Source organism: Candidatus Pantoea multigeneris, assembly GCF_011752615.1.
In the GTDB taxonomy this organism is placed as follows: domain Bacteria; phylum Pseudomonadota; class Gammaproteobacteria; order Enterobacterales; family Enterobacteriaceae; genus Pantoea; species Pantoea multigeneris.
In genome coordinates this window covers 79,200-95,252 of the sequence record NZ_VWXF01000004.1, presented here as the reverse complement: position 1 = coordinate 95,252, position 16,053 = coordinate 79,200, and the positions used below count along the sequence as shown (strand labels likewise).

At 52.7% G+C, this 16,053-nt stretch carries 15 protein-coding genes; 9 read left to right on the top strand and 6 right to left on the bottom strand.

All coding sequences use genetic code 11. The features are described 5' to 3' along the window. Nucleotides 1–24: 24 nt before the first annotated feature. Nucleotides 25–513, bottom strand: coding sequence for a DUF2938 domain-containing protein (locus tag F3J40_RS11275; RefSeq protein ID WP_167014647.1), 489 nt, complete (start codon nucleotides 511–513; stop codon nucleotides 25–27). A gap of 141 nt (nucleotides 514–654) precedes the next feature. Between F3J40_RS11275 and F3J40_RS11270 the strand changes: the two genes are divergently transcribed. Further along, nucleotides 655–828, top strand: a complete 174-nt coding sequence (locus F3J40_RS11270) for a hypothetical protein (RefSeq protein WP_167014645.1) — start codon at nucleotides 655–657, stop codon at nucleotides 826–828. Between the two features lie 131 nt (nucleotides 829–959). Further along, complete coding sequence (locus tag F3J40_RS11265; protein ID WP_167014643.1) at nucleotides 960–1,985, top strand: LacI family DNA-binding transcriptional regulator; 1,026 nt, start codon at nucleotides 960–962, stop codon at nucleotides 1,983–1,985. A gap of 193 nt (nucleotides 1,986–2,178) precedes the next feature. On the opposite strand, the gene F3J40_RS11260 is transcribed toward F3J40_RS11265, so the two are convergent. Then, nucleotides 2,179–3,453, bottom strand: a complete 1,275-nt coding sequence (locus tag F3J40_RS11260) for an amino acid permease (RefSeq protein WP_167014641.1) — start codon at nucleotides 3,451–3,453, stop codon at nucleotides 2,179–2,181. 83 nt (nucleotides 3,454–3,536) lie between these two features. After that, nucleotides 3,537–4,676, bottom strand: a complete 1,140-nt coding sequence (locus F3J40_RS11255) for an ornithine cyclodeaminase family protein (RefSeq protein ID WP_167014639.1) — start codon at nucleotides 4,674–4,676, stop codon at nucleotides 3,537–3,539. A gap of 222 nt (nucleotides 4,677–4,898) precedes the next feature. On the opposite strand from F3J40_RS11255, the gene F3J40_RS11250 reads away from it, so the two are divergent. The 3 genes from F3J40_RS11250 (at nucleotide 4,899) to F3J40_RS11240 (ending at nucleotide 7,841) form a co-directional block, all read left to right on the top strand. After that, entirely contained in the window at nucleotides 4,899–5,732 is an 834-nt protein-coding gene (locus tag F3J40_RS11250) for a helix-turn-helix domain-containing protein (RefSeq protein WP_167014637.1), read from the top strand. A gap of 402 nt (nucleotides 5,733–6,134) precedes the next feature. After that, a complete protein-coding gene (gene fic / locus F3J40_RS11245; protein ID WP_167014635.1) occupies nucleotides 6,135–7,211 on the top strand; it encodes a protein adenylyltransferase Fic in 1,077 nt (358 codons plus the stop codon). 78 nt (nucleotides 7,212–7,289) lie between these two features. Beyond that, complete coding sequence (locus F3J40_RS11240; RefSeq protein WP_167014633.1) at nucleotides 7,290–7,841, top strand: GNAT family N-acetyltransferase; 552 nt, start codon at nucleotides 7,290–7,292, stop codon at nucleotides 7,839–7,841. Between the two features lie 18 nt (nucleotides 7,842–7,859). Here F3J40_RS11240 and ilvD read toward each other — a convergent pair whose 3' ends face one another. Beyond that, nucleotides 7,860–9,701 (bottom strand): dihydroxy-acid dehydratase, encoded by a 1,842-nt coding sequence (ilvD, locus tag F3J40_RS11235; RefSeq protein WP_167014631.1) that lies wholly within the window; start codon nucleotides 9,699–9,701, stop codon nucleotides 7,860–7,862. A 105-nt stretch (nucleotides 9,702–9,806) separates the two neighbouring features. On the opposite strand from ilvD, the gene F3J40_RS11230 reads away from it, so the two are divergent. Then, nucleotides 9,807–10,712: a LysR family transcriptional regulator gene (locus F3J40_RS11230; RefSeq protein ID WP_167014630.1), complete on the top strand. Its 906-nt coding sequence runs from the start codon at nucleotides 9,807–9,809 to the stop codon at nucleotides 10,710–10,712. Nucleotides 10,713–10,782: 70 nt separating this feature from the next. Here F3J40_RS11230 and F3J40_RS11225 read toward each other — a convergent pair whose 3' ends face one another. Further along, nucleotides 10,783–11,691 (bottom strand): LysR family transcriptional regulator, encoded by a 909-nt coding sequence (locus F3J40_RS11225; RefSeq protein WP_167014628.1) that lies wholly within the window; start codon nucleotides 11,689–11,691, stop codon nucleotides 10,783–10,785. Between the two features lie 128 nt (nucleotides 11,692–11,819). On the opposite strand from F3J40_RS11225, the gene F3J40_RS11220 reads away from it, so the two are divergent. From F3J40_RS11220 to F3J40_RS11210, 3 genes are read left to right on the top strand one after another with little or no spacing between them, the layout of a single operon-like run. After that, nucleotides 11,820–13,130: an MFS transporter gene (locus F3J40_RS11220; RefSeq protein WP_167014626.1), complete on the top strand. Its 1,311-nt coding sequence runs from the start codon at nucleotides 11,820–11,822 to the stop codon at nucleotides 13,128–13,130. A gap of 18 nt (nucleotides 13,131–13,148) precedes the next feature. Further along, nucleotides 13,149–14,237, top strand: coding sequence for a tartrate dehydrogenase (locus F3J40_RS11215; protein ID WP_017348213.1), 1,089 nt, complete (start codon nucleotides 13,149–13,151; stop codon nucleotides 14,235–14,237). Nucleotides 14,238–14,239: 2 nt separating this feature from the next. Further along, nucleotides 14,240–15,499 carry a glycerate kinase type-2 family protein gene (locus tag F3J40_RS11210; RefSeq protein WP_167014624.1) on the top strand — a complete coding sequence of 420 codons (1,260 nt, stop codon included), beginning with the start codon at nucleotides 14,240–14,242 and terminating at the stop codon, nucleotides 15,497–15,499. 48 nt (nucleotides 15,500–15,547) lie between these two features. On the opposite strand, the gene cadR is transcribed toward F3J40_RS11210, so the two are convergent. Continuing rightward, nucleotides 15,548–16,003, bottom strand: coding sequence for a Cd(II)/Pb(II)-responsive transcriptional regulator (gene cadR, locus F3J40_RS11205; protein WP_167014622.1), 456 nt, complete (start codon nucleotides 16,001–16,003; stop codon nucleotides 15,548–15,550). Between the last annotated feature and the right edge of the window lie 50 nt (nucleotides 16,004–16,053).

Sequence of the window (16,053 nt, the reverse complement as noted above, 5' to 3'; positions counted from 1 at the left end):
ACTTAAAGGAACAATGCCCGCGTCTTACATGAAAAGGGGTTTTAATAACAACGCGGTAATGTAAATTCCGATACCAAACGAGGTATGCGCGATCAAACTACGACGGCGAGCAACCGCTGGGGCGGGAGTATGAGATGCTGCGACGCCAAAACCAAACCCAGGCTGCATAATAAAAAATGGTGCACAGACGCTGATAATGCCGGTGAGGAGCGCAGGTATAAAAGTAGGTTGTGTAAGCCAGTCGCTCCCTGAAAAAGCGAGCATGAAATAACAAAAAATCATGCCAATCAGATAGTGAGCACTCCATCCTAAGACCATTTCACCGCGCATTTTCTTTGAATTTAAAATAGTGTGGTGAACGAACTGCGCATGGGTCATGTGGAGCAACCAGCGTCCCACTAAGCGATAATCCAGGCCCGCAATGTTGAATAACCGTTTTTGTAAGATTGCCCAGATATCCATAATAAGCGTTGCCCCAATGCCAAGAAGCGCAGCCTGTAACGCAATATTCATCCTATAATCCTTTTAAGAAGTTTCCGGTCAAACAGTACCTTTGGTGCTACTGAACCCATTGCCTGAGACTGTCCATGACGCGTCATGTGTGATGTTATAACAACCAATAAGTTGATTGAATCATGAGCGAATGTTTTTCCTGTGTCAACTCACCCGATTCACAACAATCTCAATGCTTTTCATGAACTGGCAGAAGTCACTCGCACTTTGAGCAAGGTCCATCGTTTGATTCTGCCTGAGCTGATTTCGCAAGGAGAACGTTGGGTGTTTCGGCTGGCAGAATGTGCAGGATTATCCATCGCCAACGCGTCTTAGTACCTACAGCAACTGAAATGATGACATCACCCGAGGTTTATGGCTGTGCACGGATGATGTTTTAACTCGGTTAGACTTTCTTCTCTGATGCTCTATGATGTGACTCACTCATCATCAATCATGTATCCGCAATGACAAAACCCAGCATTCATAAAAAGATCACCATTCATGAAATTGCGCGTATTTCCGGGCTCAGCACGGCGACGATTGACCGCGTGTTAAATCAGCGTCCCGGCGTGCGTGAAAGTACCCGCTTGCGGGTTGAAGCGGCGATTGCTCAGTCGCAGCAGGCACAGCAACAAGAGTTAGCCACCCAGCGCATCGCCTTTATCATTGAGGCCGGTTCCAGCTTTGCCCAAACCGTACGTGAGGCGATGGAGCAGCTACAGACGTACTATCCGCGCATCAGTTTTAGCTTTGACAGCGTCCCCGGTTACCAGTTTGACCCCGCCAGTTTCTGCCCCTTGATCGCGGCACGCAGCGCGGAAGCGGATGCCATTATTCTGGTATCACGCGACCATGTGCAGGTGAACAGTGAAGTGCGTAAGGCCATTTCCAATGGTGTACCGGTGATCGCGCTGGTCACTGACTTGCCTTCAGCCAGCGCCTATGTCGGGGTGGATGAAGTCAGCGCAGGCGCTAACGCCGCGCTGTTTATTGGTCGGATGGCACGTTCAGAGGCGAAAAAATTGCTGTTCGTCGCCAGTGCTACTTACCGCTGTCAGGAAGAGCGTGAGATGGGCTTCCGCCGGGTGATCCGCAGTGATTTCCCTGGTCTGGAGATTGAAGAGACCTTTATCTCTAACGACGAATCCGACAAGACCTACGCGTTAATGACCAAATTCCTCGCGAAAAACCCAGGCACCGTCGGGATTTATAATTCAGCGGGCGGTAATCGCGGCATTGCGCGCGCCATTAAAGAAGCGCAGTTAGCACAGGATATCGTGTTTGTCGGTCATGACCTGACCGAGCATACGCAGAAGTTGCTGGAACAGGGCGACATGGATGTGGTGTTCTCTTACGACATGAAGCGTGTCGTCAAGCAGGCGATCGATATTGCCAGCCAGCCGCTGGAAAAGATCAGTAGCTCGCGGATTATTCTGCCGCTGATCACTTACACTCGCTACTCGTGGTTTGGTGACATTAACCCGCTTTGACGTAGCTGGATTGCCAGCCCACTGCTGCTGGCAATCCGTTGAGGCTATCAGACTTTACGTTTTCTACTCAGCCAGACGAGCAGCGCCAGCATGACAATCACATCTGCCTGAATAAACCACGCATCACAAAAAAACATCACAATCAATCATCAAGCACCATCTCATGCATGATCATGAGGCGATGGCCTTTCAGTTAGCCAGGGGTCGGCAAGTACGATTTTCGTTTCAGCGTGTGCCAGGCGAGTACCAGGGCAAAGACGGCACCTACCGCCAGCAACGTGCTGATATCTCCGCTGAAGCAGGCATAAAAGATCACCACAGAGAGCATCAAACTCAGGGTGGCAGTAAGATGCCCCCCAAAGGCACGATAGGGACGCGGCGTCTGTGCCTGTGTTTGGCGTAAGCGGAACCAGGCCAACGTGGTGAGGAAATAGCTGGCGGTAAACAACACCACCATTGCGACTAAGACTTTATCAAGATTTATAAACGACACACCGAATCCCAGCGCCATCACCAGGCTAATCGCCGGAACGGGCGTCCCTTTACGACTACAGGTGGCAAAGTAGCTGGGAACAAAACCGCTGCGCGCCAGATCAAACAGCTGACGTGAAGCCGACCAGGTCAGTGAAAAGAAGCTGGCAATCAGGCCAAATACTGCACCTGCGCCAATCAGCAAATGTAAGCGGGATAATCCGACGCTATCCAGCGCGGCCAACAGCGGGTCGCCAGCCTGGGCAAGTTGCGTTGTTCCGGCTAGCCCCGGTGCGAACAGCAGCACACCGCTGCCGGTTATCGTCAATATCAACAGGGAAAGCATCAGCCCGCGCGGCAGATCGCGCCCCGGATCCCGCACCTCTTCTGAGGTCGTCACGGCCTGTTCCACCCCGACGAACAACCAGAGAGCAAACGGCAGCGCCAGAATCATACTGTGCCAGGAGAATGGAGTATCCCCCAGCCGCTGCGGCTGAAAATGCGGCATGCTGATACCGGAAAACACCACTAACGTCATTACTGCCACTAACCCGGCTAATAATACCAACCACATCGCCTCCTTACTGCCGGCGAGATGTAACATCAATACAGCAACAAATAACATCACTTTGATGGTAGTCGCATCAAAGCCAGTGATAGACTGCGCGTAAGCCGCGATAAAGCTGCCAACAATACCGGTCCCTGCCACCAGAGCTGTTGCCATCGCCACGTTCACCATGCCCCCAGGCAGTTTGCCAAATGCTGCGGCGGTATATTTTGCCAATCCCCCGGCACTCGGCCAGGTACTGCCCATTTCAGCTACCAATTGCAGAAAACAGAGATAAAACACCAGCATCAGCAGTGCACCTGCCAACATATTTTTCCAGCCAAAGACCAACCCGAGATTCCAGCCAGAGAACTGTCCGGCAATCACAATCGAGACACCGATAGTCGCGACCATATACCCTTTTATCGTTTCGCTTCCGATAGCTGACATAATGCACCCTCTCATTTACCCTGCTGAAATAAGCCGATGCATATTTTCATCACCGGCTAGTTTTTAATTTTAAGTGTTATTTATTATTTAAACTCTGGTGATTCCCATAAGTTAAGTTTTACGCCAATGCCTTTCCCCAGTGCTTTTCGATAAACTTTTGTTCCCCATGCCACATCCTCAACCGGCATTCCACCTACTGACATGATAATAATCTCTTCGTCATTAGTACGACCTGGTGCTGCCCCGTAAACAATTTTTCCAATATCCTCGAGGTCATCCCGTGTTAATTTCCCTTCATGGATCATATCGAGGAAATAGACGCCAATAATCGGTATATGGTTATGTGCAGGCTTTGGCATCTCTTCATACCAGGCATCGTACAACCCGGTGTTATCCAGCACTTTACGCACGTCGGGCTGCTCCATCCCTTCGTCGATGCGGCACAGTGCAGGCATCACCAGAAATGCACCCGGTTTAACCCATTCACGTTTTACTTCCGGATAAGTTGAAGCATCACCGAAGTCGCCAGAACTGCAGTAAGTCACAATATCTGAACCGCGCACCACCTGTTCCAGCGTTTCAACCACCTCAATGTGTTTGATTTGTGGATAGGTCTGACTTACCCAGGTAATAAAGTTATCCAGGCTCTGCTGACCACGCCCTTTCACCTTTAAGGTGTCGATCGCCGGACAAACCGCCATAAATGCCGCCACTGACGTTTTGCCCATCACTCCGGGTCCTAACAGGCCAATCACTTTTGCATCTTTGCGAGCCAGATGACGCGCCCCGACGCCAGGAACAGCCCCGGTACGATAGGCAGACAACAAATTAGCTGACATATGAGCCAATGGAGCACCGGTGTCGGCATCACTCAGTGTAAACATCAGAATAGATCGTGGCAGACCCTTTTCCCGGTTGGCAATATTAGAGCCATACCATTTCACCCCAGCCATATGAAAATCCCCCCCCAAATAGGCAGGCATTGCCATCATGCGGCGTTCGGTCGTGGGTTTAGGCATATTTGGAAACGGTGAGTTCTCCGGGAAAGTAATCATTGCGCCATGAGAATCATTATTCGTACCCGCCATGCGATAATCACCCGCATATAATAAGCCAAACATCTCTTCCATGGCATCAACGCAGGCAGCCATATCAGTCACACCGGCTTTGATCATGTCTGGCTCGGATAAATAAATAAAATCAATTTTTGTTTCAGCAGTCATGGCTATTTCCTCGCAAATAAATATGAGTAGAGTCATCGTTATTCAGGTTTAAACATTAAGCGTTAATGTTCTCTGGCATTAGTTTTTGCCGGGATGTCATTATTAGTACCCGCCCAGAGAACAAGAAGTATTGGAAAATAACGACATGGATAAAATCGGTTCCATTACCGGCCTGGCACTGCTCTTGCATTGAATTTGTTTTACATTGCGAGGAGATCACTCATGGCTAACTGGAATAACCCGCTGCCTGGCACCCGATTTTGTCCTGAACAACCGTGGTTTGTATTCAATGCCGAGGGAGAGTACTCGCTGATGGTGTCAGATAACCCGTTGATCTCGCACTACTACCAATTTTCTGCGGCGGATATGTTGCACAATACTCTGGCTATCCCGGATGGTTGCGTTGATATCCTGTTCGACTGTGACAGCGTGAATCCCAGTGCGCGTGTCTGTGGCACCCCGTTGGAAGCACGCCATTTTACGTTGGAACATGCCCACGTCTATTTCGGCGTCCGTTTTGCGCCAGGCGTGGTGCCACGCTTTACCGGTTTGACGGCAGAAGAGATGATTGATGGTGAATTTATGCTGTCAGAGCTGTTGCCGGAGGGCGAGGCGGCGCTAGAAGCCATTGTAAAAACACCGGATCTGGTGGAAAAAATAGCCACTTTTCAACGACTGGTGCTGCCTTGCGTTCAGGTTTCCTGTGCTGCTTTAACGCAAAGTGTCATTCAGGTCATCCGCAATACAAACGGTCATCTTGACCTTGCCGCACTGGAATCCCGCACTGGCTATACGCGCCGCACGTTGCAGCGCCAGTTCCGACAAGATACCGGTATGACGCCAAAGGCGTTTAGCCGTATTACCCGCTGCCAGTCTGCACTGGCCGTGTTGAACCAGATGCCGCACCTGGCCTTCTCAGACCTGGCGCTGGAACTCGGCTTTTACGATCAGCCGCATTTTCACCGGGAGTTCCGCAAACTGGTCAACACTACCCCCACTGAATATCAGCAGCGCATATTGCAGGAACGCTACAGCACGCGGCTTTGCTACGCATAACTGCACCAGTGCGGGGAAACCTTCACCGCGCTGGTGCAGCTATGGCTTAATGCGTATCGCCGTAGTAAGCGTGATGCAATTTATCGACGTAGATATGTCGATAAAATCGTTTTTTTTAAACATGTCCTGCCAACATGTTGATGCTATCGACACGTTACCGCGATATGTCGATAAAATCGGTTTTTTTAAACATGTCCTGCCAGCATGTTGATACTATCGACACGTTACGGCTATATGTCGATAAAACCGTTTTTTTTAAACATGTCCCGCCAACACGTTGATGCTATCGACACGTTACCGCGATATGTCGATAAATTCGGTTTTTTTAAACATGTCACGTGACGACAGCCACCCGCCAAACTATGATATCAACATGTCGATAAAATCGGATTTTTTAAACATATGCGTTGGAACCCTGAAATTCCATACAACACCCTGCCCCTGTTACCGCCAGAATTGGCACTTATTGAAACTCACAAAGTACTGAAGGCCTGTATTCGAGCCCGCACCGCTTTGGCTGAACTGAAAACCTCGGGAGAACTGCTGCCCGATCAACAGTTGCTGATTAACATTCTGCCAATGCTGGAGGCAAAAGACTCATCGCGCATTGAGAACATTGTCACCACCAGCGATCAGCTGTTTCAGTATGCAGATCGGGAAGAACATGCCGATCCAGCCACCAAAGAGGCTTTGCGCTATCGCACTGCGCTGCATGAAGGCTTCACTCATCTCAATCACTATCCACTGTGTACCAATACGGCGATAAAAATCTGTACTACGCTGCGGGCCATCCAGACTGATATCCGCAAAACGCCGGGAACCGTGTTACACGACCAGCATAAAAATGTGGTGTATACCCCACCGGTGGGTGAAAGTGCAATTCGCGATTTACTCACTAACTGGGAACAGTTTATACACGGTGAAGATGAGCTAGATCCGCTGGTTAAGCTGGCTGTGTCACATTATCAGTTTGAGTGTATCCATCCATTCCCGGACGGAAACGGGCGCACCGGTCGTATCCTGAATACCTTGTACCTGATCCAGACGGGATTACTCTCACTGCCTATTCTTTATTTGTCGCGTTTTATTCTCGCCAGGCGTGATGAGTACTACACGCTACTCCATAAAGTGACAGCAGAGGGTGACTGGGAAGCCTGGGTGCTGTACATGCTGGCCGCAGTAGAAGAAACGGCCCGCTGGACCACCAGTAAAATTGCCGATATTCGCGAGGTCATCACGCAAACTACCGATTACGTCCGCGAAAAACTGCCCAAGATCTATACCTACGAGCTGATACAGGTTGTGTTTTCTCAGCCCTATTGTCGAATCGAGAATCTCGTCACCAGCGGTGTCGCCAAACGCCAGACGGCGTCGAGCTATCTGAAACAGCTGGTAGAAATTGGCGTGGTGGAAGAGATGACAGCAGGTCGCGAGAAGCTCTATATAAACACCCGATTACTGCAGGTACTGGATAGCTGATCGATAAACATATTTCTTATTACCCAACACAGCCAGACAAGCGCAGAATGTTTGCACCCTACAAAAGGACTTCATCCGATGCATCATGACGCCACTGCTGAACATTTGTTGTCGATTCGCCCTGCCACCGCCCAGGACAATATCACTGCATTGACCCAGTTACTCCATCGCGCCTATCAGCGGCTAGGGAAAATGGGATTGCGGTACATGGCGGTGGATCAAACAGAAGCCGTGACCCAGGAAAGGATGGCACAGGGCACCTGTTTACTGGCTTTTTATCAAGGCAGCTTATGCGGCACTATTCTGCTGCGGAATGCGCAGCAAACCAACGGGTGCCCGTGGTACAACCAGCCTCAGGTGGCTTCTATCGGGCAGTTTGCGGTGGATCCTGACTTGCAGGCTCAGGGCATCGGCTGGCGCTTAATGCAGGCCGCCGCGCAACTGGCACGAGAGAGTGGTGCAAAGGAGTTGGCGCTGGATACCGCCGAACAGGCTGAACACCTGGTCGGCTGGTACCAACGGCTCGGGTATCGCTTTATTGAAACGGTGCAGTGGGGCCATACCAACTACCGCAGTGTGATTCTCAGCCTGAAGCTGCACCAGGAAACACCGGAAGTGCGGAGCTTATAGCGGAATCCCTGAGCCGTTTCATTCGTCATCTTCCAGCATACGTACCGCGCCAAAGGCGGCACTGGAGGTCATCGCGGCGTAGGCTTTCAGTGCCGCAGAGACGCGTCGCTGGCGCTGAGCCGGTTTCCAGGCTTGCTTGCCCAGTGCTTCACGTTTCTGACGGCGCAGCGCCAGTTCGTGATCGTCGAGCTTCAGTTGGATACTGCGATTCGGGATATCAATTTCGATCAGGTCGCCGTCTTCAATCAGCGCGATGTTGCCACCTGCAGCCGCTTCCGGTGAGGCGTGACCGATGGAGAGACCGGAAGATCCGCCCGAAAAACGCCCATCGGTAATCAATGCGCATTTTTTATTAAGCCCTTTGGATTTAAGGTAGCTGGTAGGATAGAGCATCTCCTGCATGCCCGGCCCACCGCGCGGCCCTTCATAGCGCACCACCACCACATCCCCCGCCTGCACCTGGCCGGAAAGAATGCCTTCTACCGCCTCATCCTGCCCTTCAAACACTTTGGCCGTGCCGGTAAAGCAGATCATGCCTGGATCGACGCTGGCGGTTTTCACGATGCAGCCATCCTGGGCGATGTTGCCGAACAGCACGGCTAAGCCGCCGTCCTGGGTAAAGGCATGTTCGGTGCTACGCAGGCAGCCGCTTTGGCGATTGGTATCCAGCGCGGGATAGTAGTTGTTCTGGCTGAAAGCGACTTTGGTTCTGACGCCACCCGGTGCGGCGCGATAAAATTGACGCACTTCCGTGTTGCGGGTGGATTTGATATCCCACTCTTCCAGCGCTTCGCCCAGGGTCGCGGCATGTACGGTGGTTGCGTCGGCATGAATCAATCCACCACGGTTCAGTTCTGCCATCACCCCCATCACACCACCGGCACGGTGAATGTCTTCCATATGCACGTTTTCAATCGCGGGGGCGACTTTGCACAGCACCGGCACTTTACGTGACAGGCGGTCGATATCCGCCATGCTGAAATCCACTTTCCCTTCATGCGCGGCGGCCAGCAGGTGCAGCACGGTGTTGGTCGAGCCGCCCATGGCGATATCCATCGCCATCGCGTTTTCAAACGCTTTGAAACTGGCAATCGAACGGGGCAAGACGCTGCTGTCGTTCTGTTCATAGAAGCGACGACACAGATCCACAATGCGACGGCCCGAATCGAGGAACAACTGCTTACGCAATGCGTGGGTTGCCAACATCGAACCGTTGCCAGGTAACGCCAGTCCCATTGCTTCTGTCAGGCAGTTCATGGAGTTGGCGGTGAACATACCGGAGCAGGAACCGCAGGTTGGGCAGGCGGCTTCTTCGACCGCTTTCACCTCTTCATCACTCATGCTGTCATCAGCGGCTACCACCATCGCATCGATCAGGTCAAAAGCGCGTTTTTCCCCGCGCAGCGTCATTTTGCCGGACTCCATCGGCCCGCCAGAGACAAAGATCACCGGGATATTAATGCGCAGCGCCGCCATCAGCATGCCGGGGGTGATTTTGTCGCAGTTAGAGATGCAGACCATGGCATCCGCGCAGTGGGCGTTGACCATGTACTCGACGCTGTCCGCGATCAACTCACGGGAAGGCAGGCTGTAAAGCATACCGCCGTGGCCCATGGCAATCCCGTCATCAATCGCGATGGTATTGAACTCTTTGGCCACCCCACCGGCCTGCTCGATCTCACGTGCGACCATCTGTCCCAGATCTTTGAGATGCACATGCCCCGGCACGAACTGGGTGAAAGAGTTGACGACCGCAATGATCGGTTTATCGAAATCAGCGTCAGTCATGCCAGTGGCGCGCCACAAGCTACGTGCGCCAGCCATATTACGACCATGGGTAGAAGTACGGGAACGATACATTTTCGGGTGCCTTAATTGTTCTGGTAAGGCCCCAATCTTAGGATGGACAAATTGTGCGGTGAAATATATTCTTTTGTACTGATTAAGTCACTGTGGATATAAGTCATGGATGTTCGACAACTGAAACACTTCGTTACAGTCGCCGAGACGCTACATTTTGGTAAGGCAGCGGAACGCCTCCATATGACGCAGCCTCCGCTCAGCCAGTCAATAATGGCGCTGGAAAAAGAGTTGGGTCACGCTCTGTTTTTTCGTACCAAAAGAAATGTCCAGTTAACGCCTTTCGGCGAGCAATGGTTATTTCATGTTAAAAATAGCCTCAGCAGCCTTAATGCCCTGCCAGATATTGCCGACCGGCTGAGTAAAGGCGAGTCAGGACAATTATCACTCTCATTCATCAGCAACGCGGGATATAACATTTTACCGCGCTTAGTCAGTGAATTTCGCCAGCGTTTTCCTTCGGTTGAACTGGTCCTGACAGAAGCCACCAGCGACGTTCAGTTGGCCGCACTTATCGCTGAAGAGATCGATGTAGGGATTGTGATCCCGCCGCCTGAAGAGAGCTTTCCACCCACGCTGGATTACCAAAAAATCCTCTCTGAGCCCTTGGTAGCCGCGGTGCCAAAAAGTTGGCTGGAGAGTGACAGGATTTCCCTTACCAAAGGAAAACTCTGCCCGCATCAAGTGATTGCGTCGCCACTGATTCTGTTTCCGCAAAAAGTCGCCCCCTCTTTCCATGCTTTAGTGATGCGTTATTATGCTGAGCAGGGTGCGAAGCCGAATATTATTCAGCAGGCAATACAAATGCAAACCATTATCAGTTTGGTTGCTTCCGGAATTGGCATTGCGCTGGTGCCTGACTCATTACGTCATCTGGCGCGAACCGGTGTGGTTTACGTTGACCTGCTGGAAAATCCGCCACTGCTGGATATAGGCTTTATCTGGCGTAAAGATAATCCTTCTCCGCTGCTACAAAAATTACTGTCTTTAAATAAGAATAAAGCAGAATAACCAGTCACTCCCTGGCACCATCACCAGAAATACTCTTCTGGTGATGAAAAAATCGCATTTCTGAATGTGTCTACAGATCCTTGACTAATTCCTGATGATAACGCGTCAAAATATCCAGAATAATGGTAACAAAACGATCTTCATTACCGGCATACCACATCACACTCAGCGGTAATCCAGGGACGTTTTGATCCAGTTGTAGATCAATATACTTCACACCATCGGTATTCATATTGCGGTACGAAGCGGGCACCAGCGCCAGCCCAAGTCCCGCCGCCACCATACTCAGGATGGTCTGCTTTTCGTCGGCATATTGCGCAATAACCGGGGTTAACCCGACGCTTTTGAAGATATTCATGGTTAAGTCATGGCTGTGTGGACGAGTTCTGCGCTCGGGCATAATAATCGCTTCATCACGAAAATCCGCCACACTCACCTGGTGCCGCTGGGCCAGAACGTGCTGCGCCGGTACCGCCAGCACCGTCGTTTCGCGGGTGATAAAACGCGCCGCCAGATTGACGTCCAGCGTCTCAGGTGGACGCACAAATATCACATCCAACCAGCCTGAACGTAAACGTGGGATCAGGTTGCTGGTTTTATCTTCTGTCAGATGAATATCCGCATCCGGATATTCCCGCACAAACAGATTAAGCAGCCCCGGTAACAAGCCGCGTGCAGCGCTGTCAATCACGCCAATACGCAGGGTTTTTCGCTCGCCGCGTTTGGCTTCCCGGTAGCGCGCGGCCAGCGCGTCAAAGGCGGCGACAACCTGTAACGCTTCGTGCAAAAACTCTGCGCCACGCGGTGTCAATGACACGTTGCGTGTAGAGCGGTTGAGCAGACGTAATCCGAGGTCATCTTCCAGCAAACGAATAAAACGGCTCAGTGACGCAGGCATCATTTCCATTCGCTGCGCTGCACGGCCAAAGTGAAGTTCCTCACCTACCGCGATAAAGCAACGCAATTGATTTATATCCACATTTTCCTCGCCACAATATTATTCAAATTATTTATATAAAGCACTGCCGATGATAAAACCCGGCAAAAACGCATACTCAATCCCACTAAAACACAAAAAACCCTACACAAACTGCGGAGCACTCTAATATGAATTCTCACCTGGAAAAAAGGGTGATGCGCAAAGTTACACTGCGCATTATTCCTTTCATCATGCTGCTCTACTTCATCGCTTTTCTTGACCGCGTCAATATCGGTTTTGCCGCGTTAACGATGAATAAGGATCTGGGTCTGTCGCCCGCCATTTTCGGTATCGGCGCGGGGATCTTTTTCATCGGTTACTTTCTGTTCGAAGTTCCGAGCAATCTGATTTTACATAAAGTCGGCGCGCGTATCTGGATCGCTCGCGTCATGATCACCTGGGGCCTGGTGTCCGGCTGTATGGCTTTCGTCCAGGGCACCACCAGTTTCTATGTCTTGCGCTTCCTGTTAGGTGTTGCGGAAGCGGGCTTCTTCCCCGGCATCATTCTGTACCTGAGCTACTGGTTCCCGGCAGCCCGTCGTGCGCAAGTGACGGCACTGTTTATGGCCGCAGCACCCATCTCAACTGCGCTAGGCTCTCCGATTTCCGCCGCACTGCTGGAGCTGCATGGCTACCTTGGCTTCGCAGGCTGGCAATGGATGTTTGTGCTGGAAGCCGTACCTGCCGTCATCCTGGGTGTTGTGGTGCTGTTCTACCTCACCGATCGCCCAGAGAAAGCACGCTGGTTGGATGAAGAAGAGCGTACCTGGCTGAAAAACACCATGGAAGCTGAGCAGCTGAGCCGCAGCGTTAACAATGCCAGCCATAGCGCATGGCGTGGCCTGGCAGATCGTCGCGTACTGGCCCTGGCACTGGTTTATTTCGGCACGTCCGCCGGGCTTTATACCTTGGGCATCTGGGCACCGCAAATTATTCATACCTTCGGCGTCTCCGCACTGGAGACCGGATTCCTGAATGCGTTCCCTGCGGTCGTGGGTGTGATCGGCATGGTGCTGTGGGCTCGCCACTCTGACCGGACATCTGAGCGCACCTGGCACGTAATTATTGCCTGCATCATCGCCGCTGTCGGTCTGATTTGTGCCGGAAGCGTCAGTACATTGCTCGGCGTCATCTTCGCCCTGACTCTGGTGAACCTTGGTATCAGCGCCTCCAAACCGCCGCTCTGGAGCATGCCAACCCTGTTTCTTACGGGTCCGGCTGCGGCCGCAGGGATTGCCGCCATTAACTCCATTGGCAACCTCGGCGGCTTTGTCGGCCCCACCGTTATCGGCGTTATTCGCCAACAAACTGGCAGCTATGCATGGGGACTCTATTTTGTCGCCGGGCTGCTGATGCTCTCTGCCTTAGTGGTTCTGTGGCTCTCCACAAGTCAGCGGAAAGTGCAGAACACTGATTTAACTCATCCTGAAACACACTGATTCGATTTGGAGAAAACAATGCGTACTTATTCTATTGCTGCTATCCCTGCTGACGGTATTGGCCCTGAAGTGATCTCTGCGGGTGTTGAAGTGCTGCGCGCGCTGGAGCGCCAAAACAGCGAGCTGAAATTTGATATCGAAACCTTTGACTGGGGCTCAGATTACTATAAGCAGCATGGCGTGATGATGCCGGAAGATGGCCTGCAAACCCTGAAAAAATTTGATGCGATCTACTTCGGCGCGGTGGGCGCGCCAGATGTGCCGGATCACATCACCTTATGGGGTCTGCGCCTGCCGATTTGCCAGGGCTTTGACCAGTACGCCAACGTACGTCCGACCAAAATTCTGCCCGGTGTCACCTCCCCGCTGCGTAATCGCGGACCAGGGGATTTAGATTGGGTGATCGTACGTGAGAACTCTGAAGGTGAATATTCTGGTAACGGCGGTCGTGCGCACCGTGGCTTACCGGAAGAAGTGGGCACTGAAGTGGCGATTTTCACCCGAGTGGGTGTCACCCGCATCATGCGTTATGCCTTTAAGCTGGCACAGTCTCGCCCACGTAAATTACTGACGGTGGTGACCAAGTCTAACGCCCAGCGTCACGGCATGGTGATGTGGGATGAGATTGCCGCTGAAGTGGCACTGGAGTTCCCGGACGTGAGCTGGGACAAAATGCTGGTCGATGCGATGACACACCGCATGACCCTGCATCCACAGAGCCTGGATACGATCGTTGCGACTAACCTGCATGCGGATATTCTCTCCGACCTGGCAGGCGCACTGGCTGGCAGCCTGGGTGTTGCGCCAACTGCCAACATCGACCCAGAACAGCGTTTCCCTTCCATGTTTGAACCGATTCATGGTTCTGCATTTGACATCACCGGCAAAGGGATTGCGAACCCTATCGCCACCTTCTGGACTGCGGTGCAGATGCTGGAGCACCTCGGTGAACATGATGCGGCGAAGTTAATCATGGAAGGCATTGAGGATACCTGTGCCAAAGGCATTCTGACCCCTGATGTCGGCGGAAAAGCCAATACTGCTGAAGTGACACGCGCTGTCGTGGCGTACATCGAAGCCAAAATCAACGTGGCAGAAACGGTATAACTATGCGCAATGAAGACGCCAGATCCCTGCTGTGGGATCTGTTTTCCTCAGCGGTTGACAGCGCCCGGCCAGGGCCTGTCGTCCCTCCGGCACTACCGGAAAAACCGACCGGCCGCTGCGTGGTGATTGGCGCAGGCAAAGCATCGGCGGCGATGGCAGCCGCAGTTGATGCAGCATGGCCAGATGTGGATGTGAGTGGCGTGGTGGTAACACGTTATGGTCATGCCGTCCCGGCTGGACGCATCACCATCTTACAGGCGGCCCATCCGGTCGCCGATGAGATGAGTGAAAGCGCCGCACGTCAGATCGTCGAAGCACTACAAGGGTTAACCCGGGATGATTTAGTGCTGGCGCTGATCTCGGGTGGCGGTTCCGCACTGCTGGCACTGCCAGCCGCAGGACTGACGTTGGCAGACAAGCAGGCCATCACCCGCTCACTGCTGCACAGCGGGGCCAACATCAAGGAGATGAACCTGGTGCGACGTCATCTTTCCGCCATTAAAGGCGGCAAGCTGGCGAAACTGGCGCGCCCTGCTCGTCTGGTATCGCTGATCATCAGCGATGTACCGGGTGATAATCCGGCTGATGTTGCATCAGGCCCGACGGTAGCGGATGACAGCACCCCGCAACAGGCACTGGCGCTGCTGGATCGCTATCAGATCCCGTTGCAGGATGCGGTGCGCCGTCATCTTAGCCAGACCGTCGCCAGCGAAAGTGCGGACGATAATGCGCAAACGCACCTGATTGCAACGCCATCACTCGCACTGCAAGCGGCGGCAGATGCCGCCCGCCGTCATGGCATTACGACCCTGATTTTAGGGGATGCCATTGAGGGTGAAAGTCGCGAAGCAGCGATTGTAATGGCTGGCATCGCCCGTTCAGTAAAGCAGTACGGTCAGCCCCTTGCTGGCCCGGCAGTCTTGCTTTCCGGCGGCGAAACCACCGTTACCGTCAGCGGCGGCAAAGCCGGTAAAGGCGGGCGCAACACCGAGTTCCTGTTAAGCCTGGCCTGCGCGTTACAGGGCGAGAGCGGTATTTGGGCCATCGCCGGGGATACCGATGGCATTGACGGCACCGAAGATGCCGCCGGTGCGATTATCGGGCCCGATACGCTGCAACGCGGCAACGCCGCCGGTGTGATCGCTCGTGATTATCTCGATGCCCATGACAGCTACAGCTATTTTCAGGCCACCAACGAGCTGGTGATCACCGGCCCAACCCTGACCAATGTGAACGATATCCGTGCCATTCTGATTGTTTAACGCTTTTCTCTGCTTTGCCTGGAGCCGGTGAAGGGCTCCAGGTTTTTTTTAATGCGAATGCACCCCAGCCAGATGCCCGTTAGGGATCTCCAGCGGGCTGTTATCCCCTTCTGTCGGCTCTTTCAGTTCGCGCAAAATACCGCACTCACTCAGACTCCGATCGGCATTACAGTGCTGATTCAACGCTTTGAGCTGTTGTTCCAGCGCCTGCAACTCCTGAATACGTTGTTGAACGTGGTGCAGGTGCTCACTGATGATCGCATCAATTTTGCCGCAGTGCGGTTCCTGCGACTCTTTGGCTTCGAGCAACGCACGGATTTCATCCTGAGTCATATCCAGCGCGCGGCAGCGACGAATAAACATCAGCCGCTCAACGTGGGTGTGATCGTAGTGACGATAATTGTTTTCGCCCCGCAGCGGCGCATGCAGCAGGCCCGACTTTTCGTAATACCGCACCGTCTCTACCGGGCAGCCCGCGAGTGTCGCCAGTTCACCTGTCTTCATTTATTTTTCCTCATCGGCTTGACCCTGTAGCAGCTTCAGGGTTTTTAATG